The 18805-nt window shown below is 63.1% G+C and carries 15 protein-coding genes; 4 read left to right on the top strand and 11 right to left on the bottom strand.

Annotated elements, in window-relative coordinates:
- Positions 1-65 precede the first annotated feature (65 nt).
- Positions 66-2615, top strand: coding sequence for a cell cycle histidine kinase CckA (gene cckA, locus HK439_RS17440; protein WP_190292793.1), 2550 nt, complete (start codon positions 66-68; stop codon positions 2613-2615).
- A 12-nt stretch (positions 2616-2627) separates the two neighbouring features.
- On the opposite strand, the gene HK439_RS17435 is transcribed toward cckA, so the two are convergent.
- From HK439_RS17435 to HK439_RS17405, 7 genes are all read right to left on the bottom strand, one after another.
- The gene (locus tag HK439_RS17435; protein ID WP_190292792.1) at positions 2628-3107 is read right to left on the bottom strand and encodes a hypothetical protein; all 480 of its coding nucleotides are present in this window, start codon (positions 3105-3107) and stop codon (positions 2628-2630) included.
- Positions 3108-3225: 118 nt separating this feature from the next.
- Entirely contained in the window at positions 3226-3729 is a 504-nt protein-coding gene (locus HK439_RS17430; RefSeq protein WP_190292791.1) for a DinB family protein, read from the bottom strand.
- A gap of 39 nt (positions 3730-3768) precedes the next feature.
- Positions 3769-5244: a hypothetical protein gene (locus tag HK439_RS17425; RefSeq protein WP_190292790.1), complete on the bottom strand. Its 1476-nt coding sequence runs from the start codon at positions 5242-5244 to the stop codon at positions 3769-3771.
- A gap of 37 nt (positions 5245-5281) precedes the next feature.
- On the bottom strand, positions 5282-6211 hold the full coding sequence (locus tag HK439_RS17420) for a DUF6384 family protein (RefSeq protein ID WP_190292789.1): 930 nt from the start codon (positions 6209-6211) through the stop codon (positions 5282-5284).
- A gap of 59 nt (positions 6212-6270) precedes the next feature.
- Entirely contained in the window at positions 6271-7482 is a 1212-nt protein-coding gene (locus HK439_RS17415) for a cell surface protein (RefSeq protein ID WP_190292788.1), read from the bottom strand.
- Between the two features lie 182 nt (positions 7483-7664).
- A complete protein-coding gene (locus HK439_RS17410; protein WP_190292819.1) occupies positions 7665-8558 on the bottom strand; it encodes a pseudouridine-5'-phosphate glycosidase in 894 nt (297 codons plus the stop codon).
- A 78-nt stretch (positions 8559-8636) separates the two neighbouring features.
- Positions 8637-9587, bottom strand: coding sequence for a PfkB family carbohydrate kinase (locus HK439_RS17405; RefSeq protein ID WP_190292787.1), 951 nt, complete (start codon positions 9585-9587; stop codon positions 8637-8639).
- Positions 9588-9874: 287 nt separating this feature from the next.
- Between HK439_RS17405 and recA the strand changes: the two genes are divergently transcribed.
- The 3 genes from recA (at position 9875) to HK439_RS17390 (ending at position 15335) form a co-directional block, all read left to right on the top strand.
- A complete protein-coding gene (gene recA / locus HK439_RS17400) occupies positions 9875-10960 on the top strand; it encodes a recombinase RecA (RefSeq protein WP_190292786.1) in 1086 nt (361 codons plus the stop codon).
- A 245-nt stretch (positions 10961-11205) separates the two neighbouring features.
- The gene (alaS, locus tag HK439_RS17395; RefSeq protein ID WP_190292785.1) at positions 11206-13869 is read left to right on the top strand and encodes an alanine--tRNA ligase; all 2664 of its coding nucleotides are present in this window, start codon (positions 11206-11208) and stop codon (positions 13867-13869) included.
- A 182-nt stretch (positions 13870-14051) separates the two neighbouring features.
- On the top strand, positions 14052-15335 hold the full coding sequence (locus HK439_RS17390; RefSeq protein WP_190292784.1) for a cyclic nucleotide-gated ion channel: 1284 nt from the start codon (positions 14052-14054) through the stop codon (positions 15333-15335).
- Positions 15336-15386: 51 nt separating this feature from the next.
- Here HK439_RS17390 and HK439_RS17385 read toward each other — a convergent pair whose 3' ends face one another.
- From HK439_RS17385 to HK439_RS17370, 4 genes are all read right to left on the bottom strand, one after another.
- Positions 15387-16799 (bottom strand): 4Fe-4S binding protein, encoded by a 1413-nt coding sequence (locus HK439_RS17385; protein WP_209011906.1) that lies wholly within the window; start codon positions 16797-16799, stop codon positions 15387-15389.
- Between the two features lie 5 nt (positions 16800-16804).
- Complete coding sequence (locus HK439_RS17380) at positions 16805-17644, bottom strand: FTR1 family iron permease (RefSeq protein WP_190292783.1); 840 nt, start codon at positions 17642-17644, stop codon at positions 16805-16807.
- A gap of 29 nt (positions 17645-17673) precedes the next feature.
- Entirely contained in the window at positions 17674-18033 is a 360-nt protein-coding gene (locus tag HK439_RS17375) for a cupredoxin domain-containing protein (protein ID WP_190292782.1), read from the bottom strand.
- Between the two features lie 63 nt (positions 18034-18096).
- Positions 18097-18639, bottom strand: coding sequence for an iron transporter (locus HK439_RS17370; protein ID WP_190292781.1), 543 nt, complete (start codon positions 18637-18639; stop codon positions 18097-18099).
- Positions 18640-18805 lie beyond the last annotated feature (166 nt).

Raw genomic sequence — 18805 nt, 5'->3', positions numbered from 1 at the left:
TTGGCTGAAATGCGCAGAATGCTGGGCTGGGCCCGTCAGGACGATTCGGGCCAGGGAGTGACAGAATGAATGACGAGGACGGCACGCCGCGCGAGCCGATGATCGACCGGCCGGAACGTTCCGGCAACATTTGGCTGCTGATCCTGCTGGCGCTGGTGCTGGTCGGTGCCGCGTCAGGCTTTGCCGTGATGGACAAGGCCCGGGCCCAGCCGTTCGTCCTCGGTCTGCTCGGTATTCTGGCCGTGGTCGGCGTGTTCTGCCTGTTCGCCGGAGCCATCGGCTTTTTGAAACTGTCCTCCCGGCAGAGCGGCAATCCGATCGCATCCGCTTTTTTGAACACGCTCGGCGAAGGCGCGCTTATCACCGACACCGAGGGCCGGCTGATCTATGCCAACCAGGCCTATGCGGACCTGACGGGTGCGGAGACGGCAGCGGATGTCCGGGCGCTGGAGCGGGTTTTTTCCAGCGATCCGGATGCGGCCGACGCGATATTCCGCCTGTCCCAGGCCATGCGTGACGGGCGGCGGGCCCAGGAAGAAATCCGCATGCCCTTTCCGCTCGGCCGCGGCGAAGGCGGTGCGCGCTGGTACCGGGTGATCATCAGGCCGTTGTCGGTCAGCCCCCAGGACGGCGGCAGCGGACGGCGCCTGACCGTCTGGCAACTGGCGGACATTACCCGGGACCGGGCGGATCAGGAGAATTCCTTCCAGGAGCTTCAGCGGGTCATCAATTTTCTAGATCATGCGCCCGCGGGTTTCTTTTCCTGCGACGGCGAAGGCCGGATCGTCTATCTGAACGCTACGCTTGCCGACTGGCTCGGCTACGACCTGGCGCAGTTCGAAATCGGTGAACTGGATCTCGATGCCATCGTCAGCGGCGACGGGGCCGAGCTGATCCGGTCCATCAAGGGACAGGCCGGCGAGGTCAAGAGCGAAACCTTCGACCTCGACTTCATGACCCGGCAGGGGCGGGGGCTGCCGGTCCGCCTGCTGCACCGTGTGCCGTTCGGCGAAAACGGCCAGCCCGGGGACAGCCGGACGCTGGTCCTCAACCGTTCGCGCGGCGAGGAGGCGTCGGAAGCCCTCAGGGCCGCGGAAGTACGGTTCGCCCGCTTCTTCAACAACACGCCGATCGCCATCGCCTCGCTCGACAAGGAAGGCCGGGTGTTGCGCACCAACGCGCCGTTCCTGCGCCTGTTCGGGGCCATCGACCTCAACGAGGAGTCGCCGAAGCTCGAGGCCTATGTGGCCGAAAGCGGCCGGGAGGAACTGTCCAAGGCGCTCAAGGCCGCAGCCAACGGGATCGGCGAGATCTCGCCGATCGACATTCCGCTTTCCGCCGGCAACGATCCGAGGTCGGCGACCTTTTATGTCTCGGCGGTCCAGGAAGGCGAAGGCGACGGCGAGGCCGCCATCGTCTATGCGCTTGAAACCACCCAGCAGCGGGCGCTGGAAGCGCAGTTCGCCCAAAGCCAGAAGATGCAGGCGATCGGGCAGCTCGCAGGCGGCGTGGCGCACGACTTCAACAACGTCCTGACCGCGATCATCGGCTTCTCCGACCTGCTGCTGGCAAGCCACCGGCCGACCGACCCGTCGTTCCAGGACATCATGAACATCAAGCAGAATGCGAACCGGGCCGCCGGCCTGGTGCGCCAGCTCCTGGCGTTCTCGCGGCGTCAGACGTTGCGGCCGCAAAGGCTGGAGCTCAACGATGTGCTGGCCGATCTCTCGATCCTGCTCGACCGCCTTCTGGGCGAGAAGGTGGAGCTGAAGGTCATTCACGGCCGGGACCTGTGGCCGGTCATGGCCGATCTCAACCAGCTGGAACAGGTGATCGTCAACCTGGCAGTCAACGCGGGCGACGCAATGCCGGACGGCGGGCGTCTGACCATAAGCACCAAAAACGTCTCGGAAGCCGAATCCACCCAGTTCGAGAACACCCGCGGCATGCCGCCGGGCGAATATACCTTGGTGGAGGTCGAGGACACCGGTACCGGCATGCCGCCGGAAGTCATGGAAAAGATCTTCGATCCGTTCTTCTCCACCAAGGAAGTCGGCAAGGGAACCGGGCTCGGGCTTTCCACCGTCTACGGCATCGTCAAGCAGACCGGCGGTTTCATCTTCTGCACCAGCGAGGTCGATGCGGGCACGACTTTCCGCCTGTTCCTGCCGAGATATATTCCCGCCGTGGAGGAAGAAACCAGGCCGGAGCCGCAGGCGGAGCCGGAAAAGGTGGCCGATCTCACCGGTTCGGCATCGATCCTGCTGGTGGAGGACGAGGAGGCCGTGCGGGCCTTTGCCGCCAGGGCGCTGGCCTCGCGCGGCTACACCGTGCACGAGGCGAGTTCCGGTACGGAAGCCCTGGAAGTGATGGAAGAGACCGGCGGCGAGGTCGATCTGGTGGTCTCCGACGTGGTCATGCCGGAAATGGACGGGCCGACGCTGCTTGTGGAATTGCGCAAGACGCGGCCCGACCTGAAGATCATCTTCGTTTCTGGCTATGCGGAAGACGCCTTTGAGGAAAACCTGCCGGAAAACGAGAAGTTCTTCTTCCTGCCGAAGCCGTTCACGCTGAAGCAGCTCGCCACCACGGTGAAGGAAGTCCTGTCGAGCTGAGGCGGGCCTCGCTCAAAACTTCGGGCAGGAGCTGTTCAGTTCCGCGCGGGACTTCAGGCCCTGCAGGCTTTCCATCGTGTTCGGATTGCCGGGCAGAACGAAACTCTGTTCCAGGGCCGTATGGGTGTTGTTGATCACCGCCAGGTCCTGCACGGCGACCGTCTTGCAGGTGTCGCCGGTAAAGCGCACCCGGATCCTGACGACGCGCAGGCCGTTGTCGGAGGGACCGAATTCCGCGTCCAGCGCCGGGTTCGCGCCGGTCATCTGGCGTTCCATGACCACCATGTTCGGCTCGTCCTGGACGATCGGCGTCCCCTTTTCCGCGGCACTCGCCACCAGGGCGGCATGGACAGCGGCCGGATCGGCAGCAATCGTCACGCTCTGGGCGCCGTCCGGAACATCAAGCGTCGGCTGTGGCCGCGACGGGCCCTGCGTCGACGATTGACAGGCCGACAGGGCCATCAGGATGGCGGGGATGAGCAGCTTGCGCATGACGCTGTCCTTCGTTTCCGGGTGAAGCGCTGAAACCTAGGGCCAGGACCCATTAATTACAGGTTAGCCATAAATAGGGTTGAAATTTTGTTACACCAGCGGTTGTGAGGGTCGCCGTTCAGGATTGGAATTCGGGAATGAAAGGCAGGTCGGTCACGCCGATATCCAGCCCGGCCTGGGTGAGAAGCGTCGTGATCTGGCCCCGGTGATGGGTCTGGTGATTGAAGAGATGGGAGACCAGCAGCCATTTCGGCTGCTCGCTGGTCACCGTTCCCGCGATGTTCGTCCAGCGCAGGTCGCCTAACAGCCACTCCGGCGTCAGGGTCTCCGCCCAGGCTTCGATGTCACCGGCCATTTCCAGGTGGGCGTTTTTCAGCTCGGAAAAATCGTCGTAGAGATCGACGCCCATGGCACCGAATTCGTATGCCTTGCCGGTGAAACGGCTCATCCACACACGGTCGGCGAACAACAGGTGGTTGAGCGTGGAATGGACCGATTTGAAGAAGGCGCCGCGGTCGGCCTTCCGGTCTTCATCGGACATCTGCGCGCAGGTGTCGTAGAGCCTGGCTGTCATTGCGGCGTTGTAGGCTGCGAATTTCCGGTAAGGCTTCGGATCGATCATAGGTCCCTTCCTGGATGGGGCTTTGTACCGTTGAAGCGGCTAAAACGTATCGCCGGTCTTGAAACCGCCGCCGCCGAAGCTGCCGCCGGACCTGAAGCCGCCGCCGCCGAACCCCCCGGATCCGCCATCGGAGTCCCGACCCGTTCCGTCCAGGCCTCGGCCGGAAAACCCACCGCCCATGCACCCCGGCAGGCCCCTGCCGTGCCGGAACCCGATCCGGCCGCCGCGCGGTTTGCGGCGCCGGTGGCTTTTCTTCGCCCGGGCCCAGTACTCGGCTCCGCTGATCGCCCCCTTGACGAGTTCGCCCAGCAGGACGGTGGTCAGGGAATTGTCGGAGAAGGTGGAATCCCAGTCGTCATAGCCGCTTCGGCGAAATTTCTGCGTGACCTCGATCATCTCTGCCCGCCGACGGGAAATGTCGCGCTGCAACTCGCGGTCCTGGCGCATCTCCCGGGACACCTGTTCCATGCGCTCGAGCATGTCCTCGATCCGACGCACGATTTTTTCGTCTTCCGGAGACGGCGTGTCGAGCGCGTGCCGCCACAGGTCTTCCAGCTCGTCCGTCTTCAGGGACGTCGAAAGTTCGTCGGCCGCCTTCTTGTAATCATCGTCCTCGCCCTCGGCATATTCCTGAAGCGCCCTGGACAGGGTGTCGATGGACTGGTCCATCGCCTGCAGGTCTTTATCGAGTTCGGCGATCCGGTCGGACAATTGATCGATCCGGCCGGCGAGATCCTCGCCGGCTGCGTCGGACATGGCCTTCCGGCTGAGGTTCGCGAGCTTTTCCTCTTCCTGTCGGGCCATCTCGGCGCAATGTTCGGCGTGTTTCGCCATCCGCTCGGGTATGCCCGTCAGCATGGCGTAATTGGCCCTGGCATCGTGAAACCGGATCAGGCCGGCAACCCAGCGGTCGAGCGAGCGGATGATGCCGCGCCGGTCATACTCAGGGGTGCCGAATCCGCGCTCCCACAGATACATGAACAGGGGATCGGCCTCATAGGCCTTGCTCTTTTCCTGCCGGTCCTGTTCCGAGGTTTCCGCCTTGGCGGCAGCGGCTTGCGCCGTTCGGGCCGCCTGCTCCGTGATCTGTTTCTGTTTGAGGAAATCCGCATCGGTCTCCAGCTGCGCATCGACGGTTTCCATCAATTCGTCCATGCGCGAGGCCGCTTCTTCCCGCTCCTGCGCCAGGGCCTCCCGGTTTTTCTGCTTTTCGGAGCGTGCGGTTTCCTTTTCCCGCAGCTGATCGGACAGGACCTTATGGTCCGATGCCCGTTTTTCCAGAAGGCGCCGTGCCTCGCGCGCGGCCTTGTCCAGCCGGCTGTCGAGGGTATCGGCTGCCTGATTGTCGAGACGGAAACGCGCCAGTTCCCGGTAGGCTTCCCCCTGCCGGGTTTGCAGGTCGGTGAGAGAACGGGTTGCCCGGTCGATGCGGCTGACCAGTTCGGCCTCCTCGCGCCTCAGATCGGCAAGGGCCTGTTCGATCGATCCGAGAGCCTGGCGTCCGGTCAGCGGCATGGCGCAAAGCTCCTCGTGATGTCAGCGCGGAAAGAACCTACCATGTCGTGATGGCTCCCTTTTCGACCGCGTCCTTCCAGTCGACCCCGAGCTTGCCGCGGACTTTCGTGCCGAGCAGATTGTCCTGGACGATGCCGTCCGCTTCCTTGTCCTTGCGCACCTTTTCGAACGTCGATTCAGGAACGCGCTGGGCCCAGATGGTGACGGTCTTTTCCTTGCCGTCTTCCTCCGACTTGACCGTGCGTTCCACCGCCTTGCCGTCCGGTCCGATGGCTTCGACGATGAGGTAGTAGTTCTTCGCGTTCGGGTTCGCGTCCGGGATCCGGGTCACGCCGGTGGGCGTTCCGGGGCGCGAGACGATGCGCACATCATAGACGGCGGCAAGGTCCGATGCGAGGGTGCGCAGATCCGCGACCGCCTTGCGGGCGGCCTCGATGTTCTTGTCTTCCGCCGCCGTTCGTCCGGCGCTTTCCAGACGGCCGGCTTCCTCAAGGGCGGTTTTTTCCGGGTTCAGGCCGGCGATCCGCTGAGAAAGCGAAGTCAGTGTTTCGGGGATTTCCCGGGTCAGTTCGACCTGAAGGGCGGCGGCGGCGCGCTCCCGGGGCGCGACGACCAGGAATTGCCAGCCGGCAACGAGAATGACGCAGGCCAGAACCAGGCCGCCCAGCCACTTGGACCAGATCATGCGGGTGACATAGATACGGGCGAGCAGGCGCATGGCGCCGGCGGACGGCGGCGCATAGACGAAGCGGTCTTCCTTCAGCCCTTCCACACCGGCCTGCAGAATATGATCGGGAACTTCGATGCCCTGGGACGCATAGACCTCGCGCAGGCGCGCAATCATCCGCTTGTCCCGGTCTTCCGCGCCCAGCTCCTTGGCAACGAGGTCCTCATCGTGGCGCAGGGTGTCCACGACATCCATTGCCATCATCAGATCGTCGAGGGGGGCGTCGGCCTTATCCGCCATTCAGCCATCTTCTCCGTTGGGCGGTTGCCGGAACACAAGCGCTCCGGCAAGCCGTTCAATCAGTGCTTCAGGGCGTTTCCTTCGGCCGCGAGTTTCGCAAGCCGGCGCTTTCCGTCTTCGACGGCGGTCCGGATCTCTTCCGAATTCTTCGTCGACATTTCACGCATTTCGTTGATGATCTCGCGTGACTGAACCTGGAAATTGATAACGGAATCAACGAGTTTCTTCACCGATGCCGCCTGTACCGTCGGGCCGTAGCCCGCTTTCAGGGCTTCCTTTTGAACCGTATCACCGATTTCGGCAAGGGTCTCCAGGCTCTTGTTGACCCCTTCCTTCATGGCGTTCAGGGTCTCGGTGGATTCATGAAGGCCCTTGAGGCCGGTGAAGGAGGCGTTCAGGGCCGTCAGCACCGATTCATTGGTGGAGAAGAAGCTGACCGACTGGGCGTAGACCCGTTCCTTGGCGTTGGTTGTCTGCATCAGACGCGCCATGATGATCTCGGACGTATTGTAGCCGATGGTCAGGTTGTCGGAGAGATCCTTGGCGACCTGATAACGCTTTTCCTCATCCTGCATCTCGCGCAGCTTTTCATCCCGGGCGAGTTCCAGCCTGGCCTTGGCGGCCGCATCGTCGCCGGTGAAGGCTGCGACCGCGTTGGAGGCGGCCTCCAGGGTGGTCTTTGCGGCATCCAGCCGATCGGTGGCGACCTTCAGGACTTCCAGGGCGTAAACCTCGGCCTGTTTCAGGGCGCCGCGGAAATCGAGATAGGCTTCCAGGATCGTCTGTTCACGCTCGATCTGGTCCTTGGTGGCGCGGGCCACGTCCTTGTAGGTGCCGCGGATGTCGTCGAAGCGGTCGGAAATCGTGCCGCGGCGCATGTCACGCCATTTGTTGGCAAGGTTTTCGGTAAAGGAAATCCTGCCGTCGGCCAGCTGGTCGACCAGGGCCTTGGCGTCATCGCGGATGGAATTGAAGGCTTCGGTGATCTGCTCGTAGCGCTCGCCGATGTCCATCTGCTGAACCTGGGTGCGGACCACCTCGTTGAAGTGGGAGGCCTGGCCAAGGGTGCGCGTGATGATCAGGATCTTGTCGGGCGACAGTTCCGAGATCTGTTCCAGGAGCGCATTGATCGGCGCGTCGGTTTCCGTTTCCGGCTTGATACCGAGGTCGCGCAACGATGCGAGCGCCCGGTCGAGATACTGGAGCGGGGTGATCGCCCCCGAGGTCGTTTCCGGTGTGGTGCTTGATTCCGTCGTCGGCGTGTCAACCATTTGCAAGCCTCCTTCGCTGGCTGCAGGCCATGGCCCATAATCCCGCATCAATGGAAGCGATGCCATGCCGCAGCGCGTCAAATAGGGCAGGCTTGGTGCAGAGTGTCAACGACTTAACCGGCGGGACGGGTCCTTCCGCGCGGGCCTGTTACCCGCTTGCGACAGTCTCGCGCAGAAGGTGGCTATAAAGCGGCGGCGATTTGTGCGGCGAGCCGTGCGTTGTTGCGGACAAGCCCGATATTGGTCCGCAGACTGCGCCCGCCGGTCAGTTCCAGGATCGCCGACAGGACATAAGGAGTCACCGCCTTGCCGCGGATGTTGTCCGCTGCCGCCCGGGCGACGGCCTCATCGATGTAGCCAGCCATTTCCGCGCGCGGAATTTCGTGTTCGGCCGGCACCGGATTTGCGATTAGGACGCCGCCGTGGGAGCCGAAGACCTGCCGCACCTTCAACAGATCGGCGATCTCCTCAGGGGTGTCCATCCGGTAGGGGACGGCAATCCCGCTTTCCCGCGACCAGAAGGCGGGCAGCTCATCCGTGCGATAGCCGATCACCGGAACGCCCCGGGTCTCCAGCACTTCCAGCGTCTTGGGCAGGTCGAGCAGGGCCTTGGCGCCGGCGGCGACGACACAGACCGGCGTGCGGTTCAGCTCATCCAGATCGGCCGAGATATCGAAGCTTTCCTCCGCGCCCTTGTGCACGCCGCCGATGCCGCCTGTGGCAAAGACGCGGATGCCTTCCGCATGGGCGGCCATCATGGTCGCCGCCACGGTGGTGGATCCCATCCGGCCCTGCGACATGGCAATGGCCAGATCCGCACGGGAGCATTTCATGACGTCATCCGCATTGGCCAGGCGGTCGAGATCCGCATTGGTCAGTCCGATCCGGATGCTGCCGTCCATGACCGCGATCGTTGCCGGGGTGGCGCCGGCTGCCCGGACGTCATCCTCCACCTGGCGGGCCGTCTCGATATTCGCCGGATAAGGCATGCCGTGGGTGATGATGGTGGATTCCAGCGCCACGACCGGCTTGCCTTCGGCAAGGGCCGTCTGGACCTCCTCGGCAATGGTGATCATCTCGAAACGTTTCACGTGCGGCCTCTTGTTGTCCGGATGGGTCGGCTAAGGGGGTATGCTCCCTCAGACCGTTCCTAATCAAACGGGATTGATATCAGGTTTACCTGAAAGGTTCTGCCACGACAGATCGGCCGAAACGGCTCCGGCGGATTGAACGGTCAGGCGTGCCGCAGCCAGCCCCGGGGGAACGGCGTCGAAAAGGTCATATCCGCGGGCAAGGGCAGCCAGTGTTCCGGCAATCAGGGCGTCCCCGGCTCCGGTCACATCGCGGATGGCGACCGGATCGGGGCGGTATTCCCGGAAGCCGGAGCCGTCCGATGCCAGGGCCGGCGCGGTTCCATCGGTTATGACTGCTTCGGAAATGCCTCGGTCGGTCAGGCGGGCCGCAATTTCGCTCAAGGGCGCCGTTTCAGGGCAGCCTGCGAGGACGGCGGCCTCCGCCCGGTTTGCGAACAGGAGCCGGAGCGCGCCCGTGATTGCGGTGAGCCGATCCGCCTTGGCCACGGAAACCGCATCGGCGGCGAGGCGGCCTGACGGGGCATGGCCGGCGATCGCCTTCAAAATGTCCGGCGGCAGATTGGCATCGGCGAACCAGAAGGCATGTGCCGGCATCTCGGCCGCCAGGGACGCGAGCCCGGCCTGGAATATCTCCGGCGACGCCTCCGCCAGAATGGTATCGTCGACACAGGCCGCGACGAGACTGCCGTCCGGATCGTGAAGTGCAAGATACTGGCCGGTGACCTGTCCCTTTCGTTCCGCCAGGCGAAGGCAGAGGCCCTCCCGGCCCAATTGTTCGGCCAGCGCCCGGCCGGGAACATCGTCGCCGATGACGCCGCAAAGCGTCGCGGGGATACCGAGCCGGATCAGGGCCCGGGCGACATTCGTTGCGACACCGCCGGGGGCCTGGATTATGTCCGACGGCGTGGAGGTGTCGGGTGCAATCGGGCGGCGGGCCCGGGCGAGGCTGTCCCAGTGAACCGCGCCGACGCACACAACGGGGCTGACAGACCGGGAAGGGGTATCGGGCATTTCATCTCCGCGGAAGGCGAGGGCGGTAACGGACGCGCCGGGCGCATTTGCGCGACCTGGCTGCAATGGGTCTCGGCGGCAATGTGAGCGATTCTCTGTATAACGGAAATTGATTCAAAACTGACGCAACGTTACATTTTTTTGTATAAAAACGGAACATCTTGTGAACATATTGAATTTTCGTCATAATTTTCAATTATTTACGCATGCTTGCGAAAAGAGAACAAAACTGGTACAAAGGCAAAGTTTGAAACGGCGGGTCCATCGTGGAATAAGGAGCTGGAGCCATGTCACAAAGTTCACTTCGTCTCGTAGAAAGCAACCAGATGGATAAGACCAAGGCGCTCGATGCAGCGCTGTCGCAAATCGAACGGGCCTTCGGCAAGGGATCCATCATGCGGATGGGGCAGGGGCAGGTCGTGGAGGTCCAGGCCGTTTCGACCGGATCGCTCGGGCTCGATATCGCCCTTGGCATCGGCGGCCTTCCGCGCGGCCGCATCGTGGAGATTTACGGACCGGAATCGTCGGGCAAGACCACCCTGGCGCTGCACACGGTGGCCGAAGCGCAGAAGGAGGGCGGGATCTGCGCCTTCGTCGACGCGGAACACGCGCTCGATCCGATCTATGCCCGCAAGCTCGGCGTCAATATCGACGACCTTCTGATTTCCCAGCCGGACGCAGGCGAACAGGCGCTTGAAATCGCCGATACGCTGGTCCGCTCCGGGGCTATCGACGTTCTGGTGATCGACTCCGTCGCGGCCCTGACGCCGAAGGCGGAACTCGAAGGCGAAATGGGCGACAGCCTTCCGGGCATGCAGGCACGGCTGATGAGCCAGGCCCTGCGCAAGCTGACTGCATCGATCTCCAAGTCGAAGTGCATGGTGATCTTCATCAACCAGATCCGCATGAAGATCGGTGTGATGTTCGGCTCGCCGGAAACGACCACCGGCGGCAACGCGCTGAAGTTCTACGCCTCTGTCCGCCTCGACATCCGCCGGATCGGTTCCATCAAGGACCGCGACGAGGTGGTCGGCAACCAGACCCGCGTGAAGGTGGTCAAGAACAAGCTGGCGCCTCCCTTCCGTCAGGTGGAATTCGACATCATCTACGGCGAGGGCGTGTCCAAGATGGGCGAGCTGATCGACCTCGGCGTCAAGGGCGGCATCGTCGAGAAATCCGGCGCCTGGTTCTCCTACAACAGCCAGCGGCTCGGTCAGGGCCGCGAAAACTCCAAGCAGTTCCTGCGCGAAAATCCGGAACTGGCAGGGGAAATCGAACTGGCAATCCGTCAGAACGCGGGCCTGATCGCCGATGCGATCATCGACCCGAGCGGCGGCGAGGACGACGACGGCCCCGTCCTGGATCAGGAATAAGCGTCGGTCCGCGACCGATCCTTGATCTTCACAGAAGCAAACCTCCGGAGGCCCGCTCCGGAGGTTTTTCTGTTTGTCATTAGAATTTCCGTCCGAACGGCCTTTCATCCGCTGGCTTTTCTGGACAGGTGAAGAGCCGAAAGCTAAAAGGCTGCTTCGACCCGGCGATCAGAGATCTTGCCGGGAAATGAACTTCTTTGGGGCCGCTCCGCCAGAACCGAGCTACGATCGAGGCAAGACACCGAATGACCGGCGTAAACGAAATCAGATCAGCGTTTTTGGACTATTTCGAGAAGAACGATCACACGATCGTCGAATCCGGTCCGCTGGTGCCGCGTAACGACCCGACCCTGATGTTCGCCAATGCCGGCATGAACCAGTTCAAGAACGTCTTCACCGGGCTGGAAAAGCGCGACTACCAGCGGGCGGCAACCGCCCAGAAGGTGGTTCGCGCCGGCGGCAAGCACAATGACCTGGACAACGTCGGCTATACCGCGCGCCACCATACCTTCTTCGAAATGCTGGGGAACTTCTCCTTCGGCGACTATTTCAAGGACCGGGCAATCGAACTTGCCTGGAACCTGATCACCAAGGAATACGGCCTGCCGAAAGACAAGCTCCTGGTGACGGTCTATTCGGAAGACCAGCAGGCCTTCGACCTGTGGAAGAAGATTGCCGGCCTGCCGGAAGACAAGATCATCAAGATCCCGACGTCGGACAATTTCTGGACCATGGGCGATACGGGCCCCTGCGGTCCGTGTTCGGAAATCTTCTTTGATCATGGCGAACATATCTGGGGCGGCCCTCCGGGATCGCCGGAAGAAGACGGCGACCGGTTCATCGAGATCTGGAACCTCGTCTTCATGCAGTACGAGCAGACCGCGGACGGACGTCATGACCTGCCGCGGCCGTCGATCGATACCGGCATGGGCATCGAACGCATTGCCGCCGTTCTGCAGGGCGTGCACGACAATTACGATATCGACCTGTTCCGTGCTCTGATCGCCGCATCGGAAAACGCCACCGGCGTCGAGGCGGAGGGGGCGGCCAGCAACAGCCACCGGGTCATTGCCGACCACCTGCGCTCCACCAGCTTCCTGATCGCCGACGGCGTGCTGCCGTCGAACGAAGGCCGCGGCTACGTGCTGCGCCGGATCATGCGCCGGGGCATGCGCCACGCCCATTTGCTCGGCGCGCGCGAACCGCTGATGTGGAAGCTGGTGCCGGCCCTGATCCGGGAAATGGGCCGGGCCTATCCGGAACTGGTGCGCGCCGAAGCCCTGATCACAGAAACCCTGCGGCTGGAGGAAACCCGGTTCCGCAAGACGCTGGAACGCGGCCTCGGCCTGCTGGACAGCGCGACCACCGACCTCGGCGAAGGCGGTGAGCTGGACGGCGAAACGGCGTTCAAGCTTTATGACACCTACGGCTTTCCGCTCGACCTCACCCAGGACGCTCTGCGCGCCCGCGGCATTACCGTCGACACCGATGCCTTCGACGCGGCCATGGAGCGGCAGAAGGCGGAGGCCCGTGCGGCCTGGTCCGGGTCCGGCGAGGCGGCTGAGGAAACGGTCTGGTTTGCGCTCAAGGACAAGCTGGGCGCCACCGAATTCCTCGGCTACGAGACCGAGAAGGCGGAAGGCGTCGTGACCGGCCTTGTTGCCGATGGCGCTGAGACGCAGGAAATCTCCGCCGGCCAGTCCGGCTTCGCGATCCTGAACCAGACCCCGTTCTACGGCGAATCCGGCGGTCAGGTCGGCGATGCCGGTCTGATGACCGCATCCGGGGTCAGGGTCCGGGTGACCGACGTCCAGAAGAAGGCCGACGGGCTGTTCGTTCATGCGGTGACGGTGGAAGAAGGCAAGCTGACGGTCGGTCTTGCCCTTGAACTTGCCGTCGACCATTCGCGCCGCGGTGCGATCCGGTCCAACCACTCGGCGACCCACCTGGTGCATGAAGCCCTGCGCGAGGTGCTCGGCACCCATGTGGCGCAGAAGGGATCGCTCGTTTCTCCGGAACGCCTGCGCTTCGACTTCTCCCACCCGAAGCCCATGTCGGACCAGGAACTGGCCGTTGTCGAGGGCTATGCCAACGAAATCGTGCTGCAGAATGCGCCGGTCGAAACCCGTCTGATGGCGGTCGACGACGCGATCGAAAGCGGCGCCATGGCGCTTTTCGGCGAGAAATACGGCGAAGAGGTCCGCGTGGTCACCATGGGAACCGCCCTTCACGGCGACAAGGCCGGGAAGGCCTATTCGGTCGAGCTGTGCGGCGGGACCCATGTGAGCCGGACCGGCGACATCGGCTTGGTCACGCTCGTGTCGGAAAGCGCGGTTGCCGCCGGCGTGCGCCGGATCGAGGCGCTGACCGGCGCCGAGGCCCGGGCCTATCTCGACGAACAGGACAAGCGGGTTCGCGAACTGGCTGCCCTTTTGAAGGTCGGCGCCGGCGACGTGACCGCCCGTGTCGCCCAGCTGGTGGAGGACCGCAGGCGGCTTGAAAAGGAACTGGCGGACGCCAAGAAGAAGCTCGCCATGGGTGGCGGCGGATCGGGCGAGGCCGGCAATGCGGTCAAGGACGTTGGTGCGTTCAAGCTGATGGCGCGCGTTGTGGAAGGCATCAATCCGAAGGATCTGAAAGGCCTGGCCGATGACGCCAAGGCTCAGCTCGGCTCCGGTGTGGTGGTGCTGATCAACGTCGCGGACGACGGCAAGGCGGCGATCGTCACCGGTGTCACCAAGGACCTGACCGACAAGGTCAGCGCGGTCGACCTGGTGAAGCTGGGCTCCGAAGCGCTCGGCGGCCGGGGCGGCGGCGGCCGTCCGGACATGGCCCAGGCCGGCGGTCCGGAAGGCGCCAAGGCGGATGCCGCGATTGCCGCGATCGAGGCCTATCTCTCCGGGCTATGAACCACCAGGGCCAGGACCCTGGGCAGCCATGACAGAAAGGGCGGGCCTTGCGGTCCGCCTTTTTCATTTTGATTAAGAGTCACTTTGCAAACCCTAGGGTATTCTCGGGTCAAGAATTGTTTTGCGGCGGGCAGAAACTTGAAATGCCGCAATAATGATTAGGCCGAGAAAGACCGAAAAGCGTGAAAAGAGCAGAATTCAAACAAACGCTTTACAATATCTTTGAGGATACGGGAAAGGAGCGCACGGCGGCACGTACGGTCCGGCAGTTCCTGGTGTTCCTGATCATCATGAATGTGGCCCTGTCGGTCATCGAGACCGTTCCCGACATCCGGGAATCCTTCGGGACGATCCTGAAGCTGCTGCAACTCGTTACGGGCCTGATCTTCCTGGTGGAATATGTGCTCCGGCTCTATGTTGCGGATCTGCACCCGCCCTTGCGCCGCTACGGTCCGGTCTTCGCACGGCTGCGCTATGCCATCCATCTGGACGCCATCATCGATCTGATCGCGGTGCTGCCGCTGCTGATGGTGCCCTTCGAAACGAACACCGCCGTTACCACGTTTGTTGTTCTCCGCCTGCTGCGGTTCCTTAAGCTCGCCCGTTATTCTCCAGCTCTCCGCTCGCTGCTTTCCGCCGTGGCGTCCGAGCGGCAGGCGCTCATGGGGTCGACCGTGATCATCTTCGGCGTGGTCCTGCTTGCCGCAACGATGCTCTATATCGTCGAACATGATGTTCAGCCGGAGAAGCTTACCAGCATCCCGGAAGCGATGTGGTGGGCGCTGGCGACGGTGACGACCGTCGGCTACGGCGATGTCGTGCCGGTCACGGATCTCGGCAAGGTCATCGGCGGCGCCGTCATGCTGATGGGCTATGGCCTCATCGCATTGCCGGTCGGTATTATCGCCTCTGCCTTCGCCCGGGAGATCCACAGCCGGGATTTCGTTGTCAGCTGGTCGATGGTGGCCCGTGTTCCGCTGTTTGAAGACCTCAAGGCGACCGAGATTGCGGATGTCACGAAACTCCTCAAGGCCCAGAAAGTCCGTGCGGGCGTCGTCATTGCCCAGAAAGGCGATGTGGCCGACAAGATGTATTTCATCACCGACGGCGATGTGGAGATCAAGTTCGAAGCGCAATCGGTCTATCTGGGGGAAGGCGAGTTCTTCGGAGAACTCGCCCTGATCCACCAGCGGCTCAGGGAGACGACGGTCACCGCCTATCACGATTGCGAGCTACTGGTGCTTGAAGCCTTTGCCCTGCAGCAGCTGATGGACCGGAACCCCCCGCTTGCGAACAAGATCCTGCAGGAGGCGGAAGAACGGGCGCGGGAAGGTCGGCGCGTTCTCGGCGATCTGGCGGAGGAAGAACTGGAAATGGCGGATGTCTATCCGTCCGACGAGGAGGAAGCCGAGTCCGAACCGGAACTGTTCCAGGAAAAGGAAAAGGGCGGCGAAGACAAGCGCTGAGTGTTTTTTGCGCTGTTCCACCCCTGATCCGGGGATGGGTGCGGTGCCCGGTTACCAGATCCAGAACATGAGCACCCAGGCGGCGATCGGGGCGAGGGTGGCAAGGGCGAAGGCCATGGTTGCCAGCGCGGCGCGCGGCCAGGAGGTGCTCTTCCTGTAGGCGATACGGCCAGCGAGCCAGACCGACCACATGAAGGCGCCTGAAATCGCGACAATGCGGGCCTGCGGCAGCCAGGTCAGATCGAAACCGTCCGCCCTCAAAAGGGTGACGGTGGTCGCCGACAGGCCGAGGATGACGCCGCAGGCGGCGAGCGGGATCAGGGCGTGGCTCAGGTGATGGAAGCTTTTCGGGCGCCAGGGGCCGGTGAGGCGGACCGACAGGGCCAGTGGGAGACTGACGGCGATGGTGATCGCGGCGGTTATCAGGCCGATATAAAGCAGGCAAACCGCGCCATCGAGCACCGTCATCACGTCGTTGTGGCCGGCGTAATTGGTCAAAAGCCACCAGGGCGCGGAGGTTTCCAGCGGCCAGATCGTGTCGTGCTCGATCAGCCAGCCGGCGAAGAACTGCTTGAGGGTGACGAACCAGGGGCTCGACGACCACTGGAAGGCCGCGGTGGCCGCGCCGAGCAGGCCGACGATGATGAGCGCGCTGTCCCAGACGGTCGCCGTCTTGTCGGAAACCTCGACGATTTCCCTGTTGGGCGCGCGGGCTTCCAGATGAACGGCGGAACGGAAGTCGCTGCAGCGGCCGCACATGTGGCAGGCCGAACAGCTCTGCATGGTGCGGACGGGGACGAGGGGCGCGCAGTTGAAGGCCTCGCGTGCTGCACTTTCCGGCGGACAGGCATCCCAGGCCTTGCGGTCGACCGCGTAGTGCACGGGTGCGAGTTTCGACAACAGCCCGAAGACGCCGTTGACCGGGCACAGATAACGGCACCACACGCGCTTTTCCCGGCCATAGAGGAAGCCGATGCCGATGGCCGCAACGGTCGAGCCGCCGAGGATCAAAAGGGCAGGCGCGGGATACTGGTAGACGCTGACCAGCTGACCGTAGACGGTGGTCATCAGGAACGCGGCGAACGGCCAGCCGGGCCATCTGACCCAGCGGGGAATGGCGCGCTGGCGGCCGTGCCGGCTGGCGAATTCCGACAGGGCGCCTTCCGGACAGAGAACACCGCACCACAGCCGGCCGAAAATCAGCATGGACAGGAGCACGCCCGGCCACCAGATGCCCCAGAATACAAACTGGGCGAAGACGGTGATGTTGTCCCAGACATGGGCGGTCCGGTCCGGCAACGGCACCAGGTTCGGAACGATCAGCAGCACCGCGTAAACGGCGACCACCCCCCATTGCAGGTTCCGGATAAGCCGCTGGTGGCGGCGCATCCAGTCGCCGGCCGCGGCAAGCATCCGCTTGTGCCGCGGCGGCTTTGCCAGGGCATAGGCATGGGGGGAGGGCATGAAGGTCACGATGTCTGCACCGCCATTGCATTGGACCTGCGTGTCTGCCGGCGAAAGACCATTGCGACGAGGCTCCAATAAACGATCCACGTGCCGACGGTCGCAGGCTCGGGGAGGGCGCGGTAGCCGGTGAGCGAGGCGATGACACCGCCGAAGCGGCTCGCATCGTCGAGCAGCCATGTCGTATCCCACAGCGGATCCATGTAGGGGATGAGGCCGAGGGAAACGAGGTTGCCGACACCGGTGGTGAACAGGCCGCAGGCCAGGAGCAGGAGAAGCACCTCGGTGACCTTGAAGAACAGACGCCAGGACAGCACCCGTCCGCCGAGTTGCAGGATGCCGTAGGTCAGGGCCGCCAGGGCGATGCCGACCGCCAGGCCGCCGAAGACGGACCATGTGCCGATCGCCGGGCCGGCTGCGAACATGCCATAAAGGAAGACGACGGTTTCACTGCCCTCGCGGGCAACGGCGATCAGGGCCAGAAGGGAGATCGTCCACCAGCGCCCGTCCCGGGCGGCTTCGCCGAGCCCCTGTTCCAGGTTGCGTTTCAAGGTGCGTCCGTGCCGGCGCATCCAGAAAACCATCTGGACGATCAGAACGCCGGCGAGAAAGACCAGACCGGTCTGGAAATATTCCAGCCCCGGCCCGGACAGGACGGCGGAGGCTTCCAGAAGGCCGAAGCCGAGCGCGACGGCGGCGGCAAGGCCTGCAAGGACGCCGCCCCACAGATAACGGCGACCGGGCGCATAGGCGGGATCGTGACCGATCCAGGCATTCAGGATGCCGATCACAAGAAGCGCTTCGACGCTTTCCCGCCAGACGATGAAGATGATTTGCGTGGTCATTCGGTCGTTCTCTGCCTCGTGCGCGGTCCCTATTTGGCGACGATCACGCCGTGGGCGGTGTCCTTGTCGATGCTGAATTCGTCGTAAAATTCATAGGTGCCGGGAGAGAGCCGGCGGATGACGACGAAAGAGGTTACACCGGGTCCGAGCACCTTCTCCTTGCGCAAGCGCAAACTCTCGAATTCAGCGGGCTTGGTGCCGGAGTTGCGGATGACTATCTTGAAGGTCGTGCCGGCTTCGACTTCAAGCCGGTTCGGCGTGACGACGCCGTCCTTCAGTTCCAGGTCGTAGGTTTTCAACTCCTCGGCAAAGGCAGGGCCCAGGGACGCGGAGACGGTCAGGGCGATGCCGAGAAAAAGGGTGGTCAGGAAAGAACGTTGGGTTGACATGAGGTGTCTGCCGAAGTGAGGCCCGGAACCTTGGAAGCGCCGGGCCGGATGATCCTGTCGAGGTTAGTAGGCGCCTTTCTTGCCGACGCCGGAGAAGATGAATTCATAGGTCGTGGTGAAGGGGGCGAACCATGCGGCGACGCCGGTTTCCTTGTCCACATGGCGGCCGAATTCTGCGCCCGGAGGCGCAATGTCGAAGGTCAGCTTGTACTTGCCGACGCCCATGAGCTTGACGTTGTCGCCGTAGTGCGGGCCGTCGCTGGCAACCATCGGCATCAGCATCCCGGATTGGGTCTCTCCGGTCTTTTCCTTGGTGAGCGTATACTTGACTTGGAGATACGGCATCCATTCGCCCTCGGCGAAGCCGTTCTTGTTGTCCGCCAGGGCATGAATGTCGGCTTCCAGATGGATGTCCGACTGGTCCGCGGCAAGCATCATGCCGTCCGGTTCCATCGTGACCGACTGGAGAAAGACCGCGCCCACTTCCATGCCGCCGGCTTCCTGGGGCGCTCCGATCGGATATTCGATCGCATGGGCGGGGAGGGAAAATGCCAGTGCGACTGCGGCGGCGCCAAGTGCGCCTGTCCTGGTAAGTGTCCGGCTCATAAGACGGAAGCCCTTTCTTGTGATGGTATCGCGGCTCCGGCTCAAACGTGTAACGCCCGGGCCCGGCCGTCGTCAAGATTAACTTGAGTATTAAGGGCAAGTTTTAGGGGCGCGTTCAAGGCCGGTCCGGGCCGGTGGACAAGATGTCGCAACCGCCTACGGCTTC

The organism is Roseibium aggregatum, from assembly GCF_014692675.1.
GTDB lineage: Bacteria > Pseudomonadota > Alphaproteobacteria > Rhizobiales > Stappiaceae > Roseibium > Roseibium aggregatum_C.
Note: the sequence above shows the minus strand (reverse complement) of the source record. Positions and strands in the feature narration are given on the sequence as shown.

What these genes read in the sequence shown, in the direction of transcription:
- cckA (WP_190292793.1), top strand. Translation starts at nt 66, where the DNA reads ATGAATGACGAGGACGGCACGCCGCGCGAGCCGATGATCGACCGGCCG.
- HK439_RS17435 (WP_190292792.1), bottom strand. Translation starts at nt 3,107, where the DNA reads ATGCGCAAGCTGCTCATCCCCGCCATCCTGATGGCCCTGTCGGCCTGT.
- HK439_RS17430 (WP_190292791.1), bottom strand. Translation starts at nt 3,729, where the DNA reads ATGATCGATCCGAAGCCTTACCGGAAATTCGCAGCCTACAACGCCGCA.
- HK439_RS17425 (WP_190292790.1), bottom strand. Translation starts at nt 5,244, where the DNA reads ATGCCGCTGACCGGACGCCAGGCTCTCGGATCGATCGAACAGGCCCTT.
- HK439_RS17420 (WP_190292789.1), bottom strand. Translation starts at nt 6,211, where the DNA reads ATGGCGGATAAGGCCGACGCCCCCCTCGACGATCTGATGATGGCAATG.
- HK439_RS17415 (WP_190292788.1), bottom strand. Translation starts at nt 7,482, where the DNA reads ATGGTTGACACGCCGACGACGGAATCAAGCACCACACCGGAAACGACC.
- HK439_RS17410 (WP_190292819.1), bottom strand. Translation starts at nt 8,558, where the DNA reads ATGATCACCATTGCCGAGGAGGTCCAGACGGCCCTTGCCGAAGGCAAG.
- HK439_RS17405 (WP_190292787.1), bottom strand. Translation starts at nt 9,587, where the DNA reads ATGCCCGATACCCCTTCCCGGTCTGTCAGCCCCGTTGTGTGCGTCGGC.
- recA (WP_190292786.1), top strand. Translation starts at nt 9,875, where the DNA reads ATGTCACAAAGTTCACTTCGTCTCGTAGAAAGCAACCAGATGGATAAG.
- alaS (WP_190292785.1), top strand. Translation starts at nt 11,206, where the DNA reads ATGACCGGCGTAAACGAAATCAGATCAGCGTTTTTGGACTATTTCGAG.
- HK439_RS17385 (WP_209011906.1), bottom strand. Translation starts at nt 16,799, where the DNA reads ATGCCCTCCCCCCATGCCTATGCCCTGGCAAAGCCGCCGCGGCACAAG.
- HK439_RS17380 (WP_190292783.1), bottom strand. Translation starts at nt 17,644, where the DNA reads ATGACCACGCAAATCATCTTCATCGTCTGGCGGGAAAGCGTCGAAGCG.
- HK439_RS17375 (WP_190292782.1), bottom strand. Translation starts at nt 18,033, where the DNA reads ATGTCAACCCAACGTTCTTTCCTGACCACCCTTTTTCTCGGCATCGCC.
- HK439_RS17370 (WP_190292781.1), bottom strand. Translation starts at nt 18,639, where the DNA reads ATGAGCCGGACACTTACCAGGACAGGCGCACTTGGCGCCGCCGCAGTC.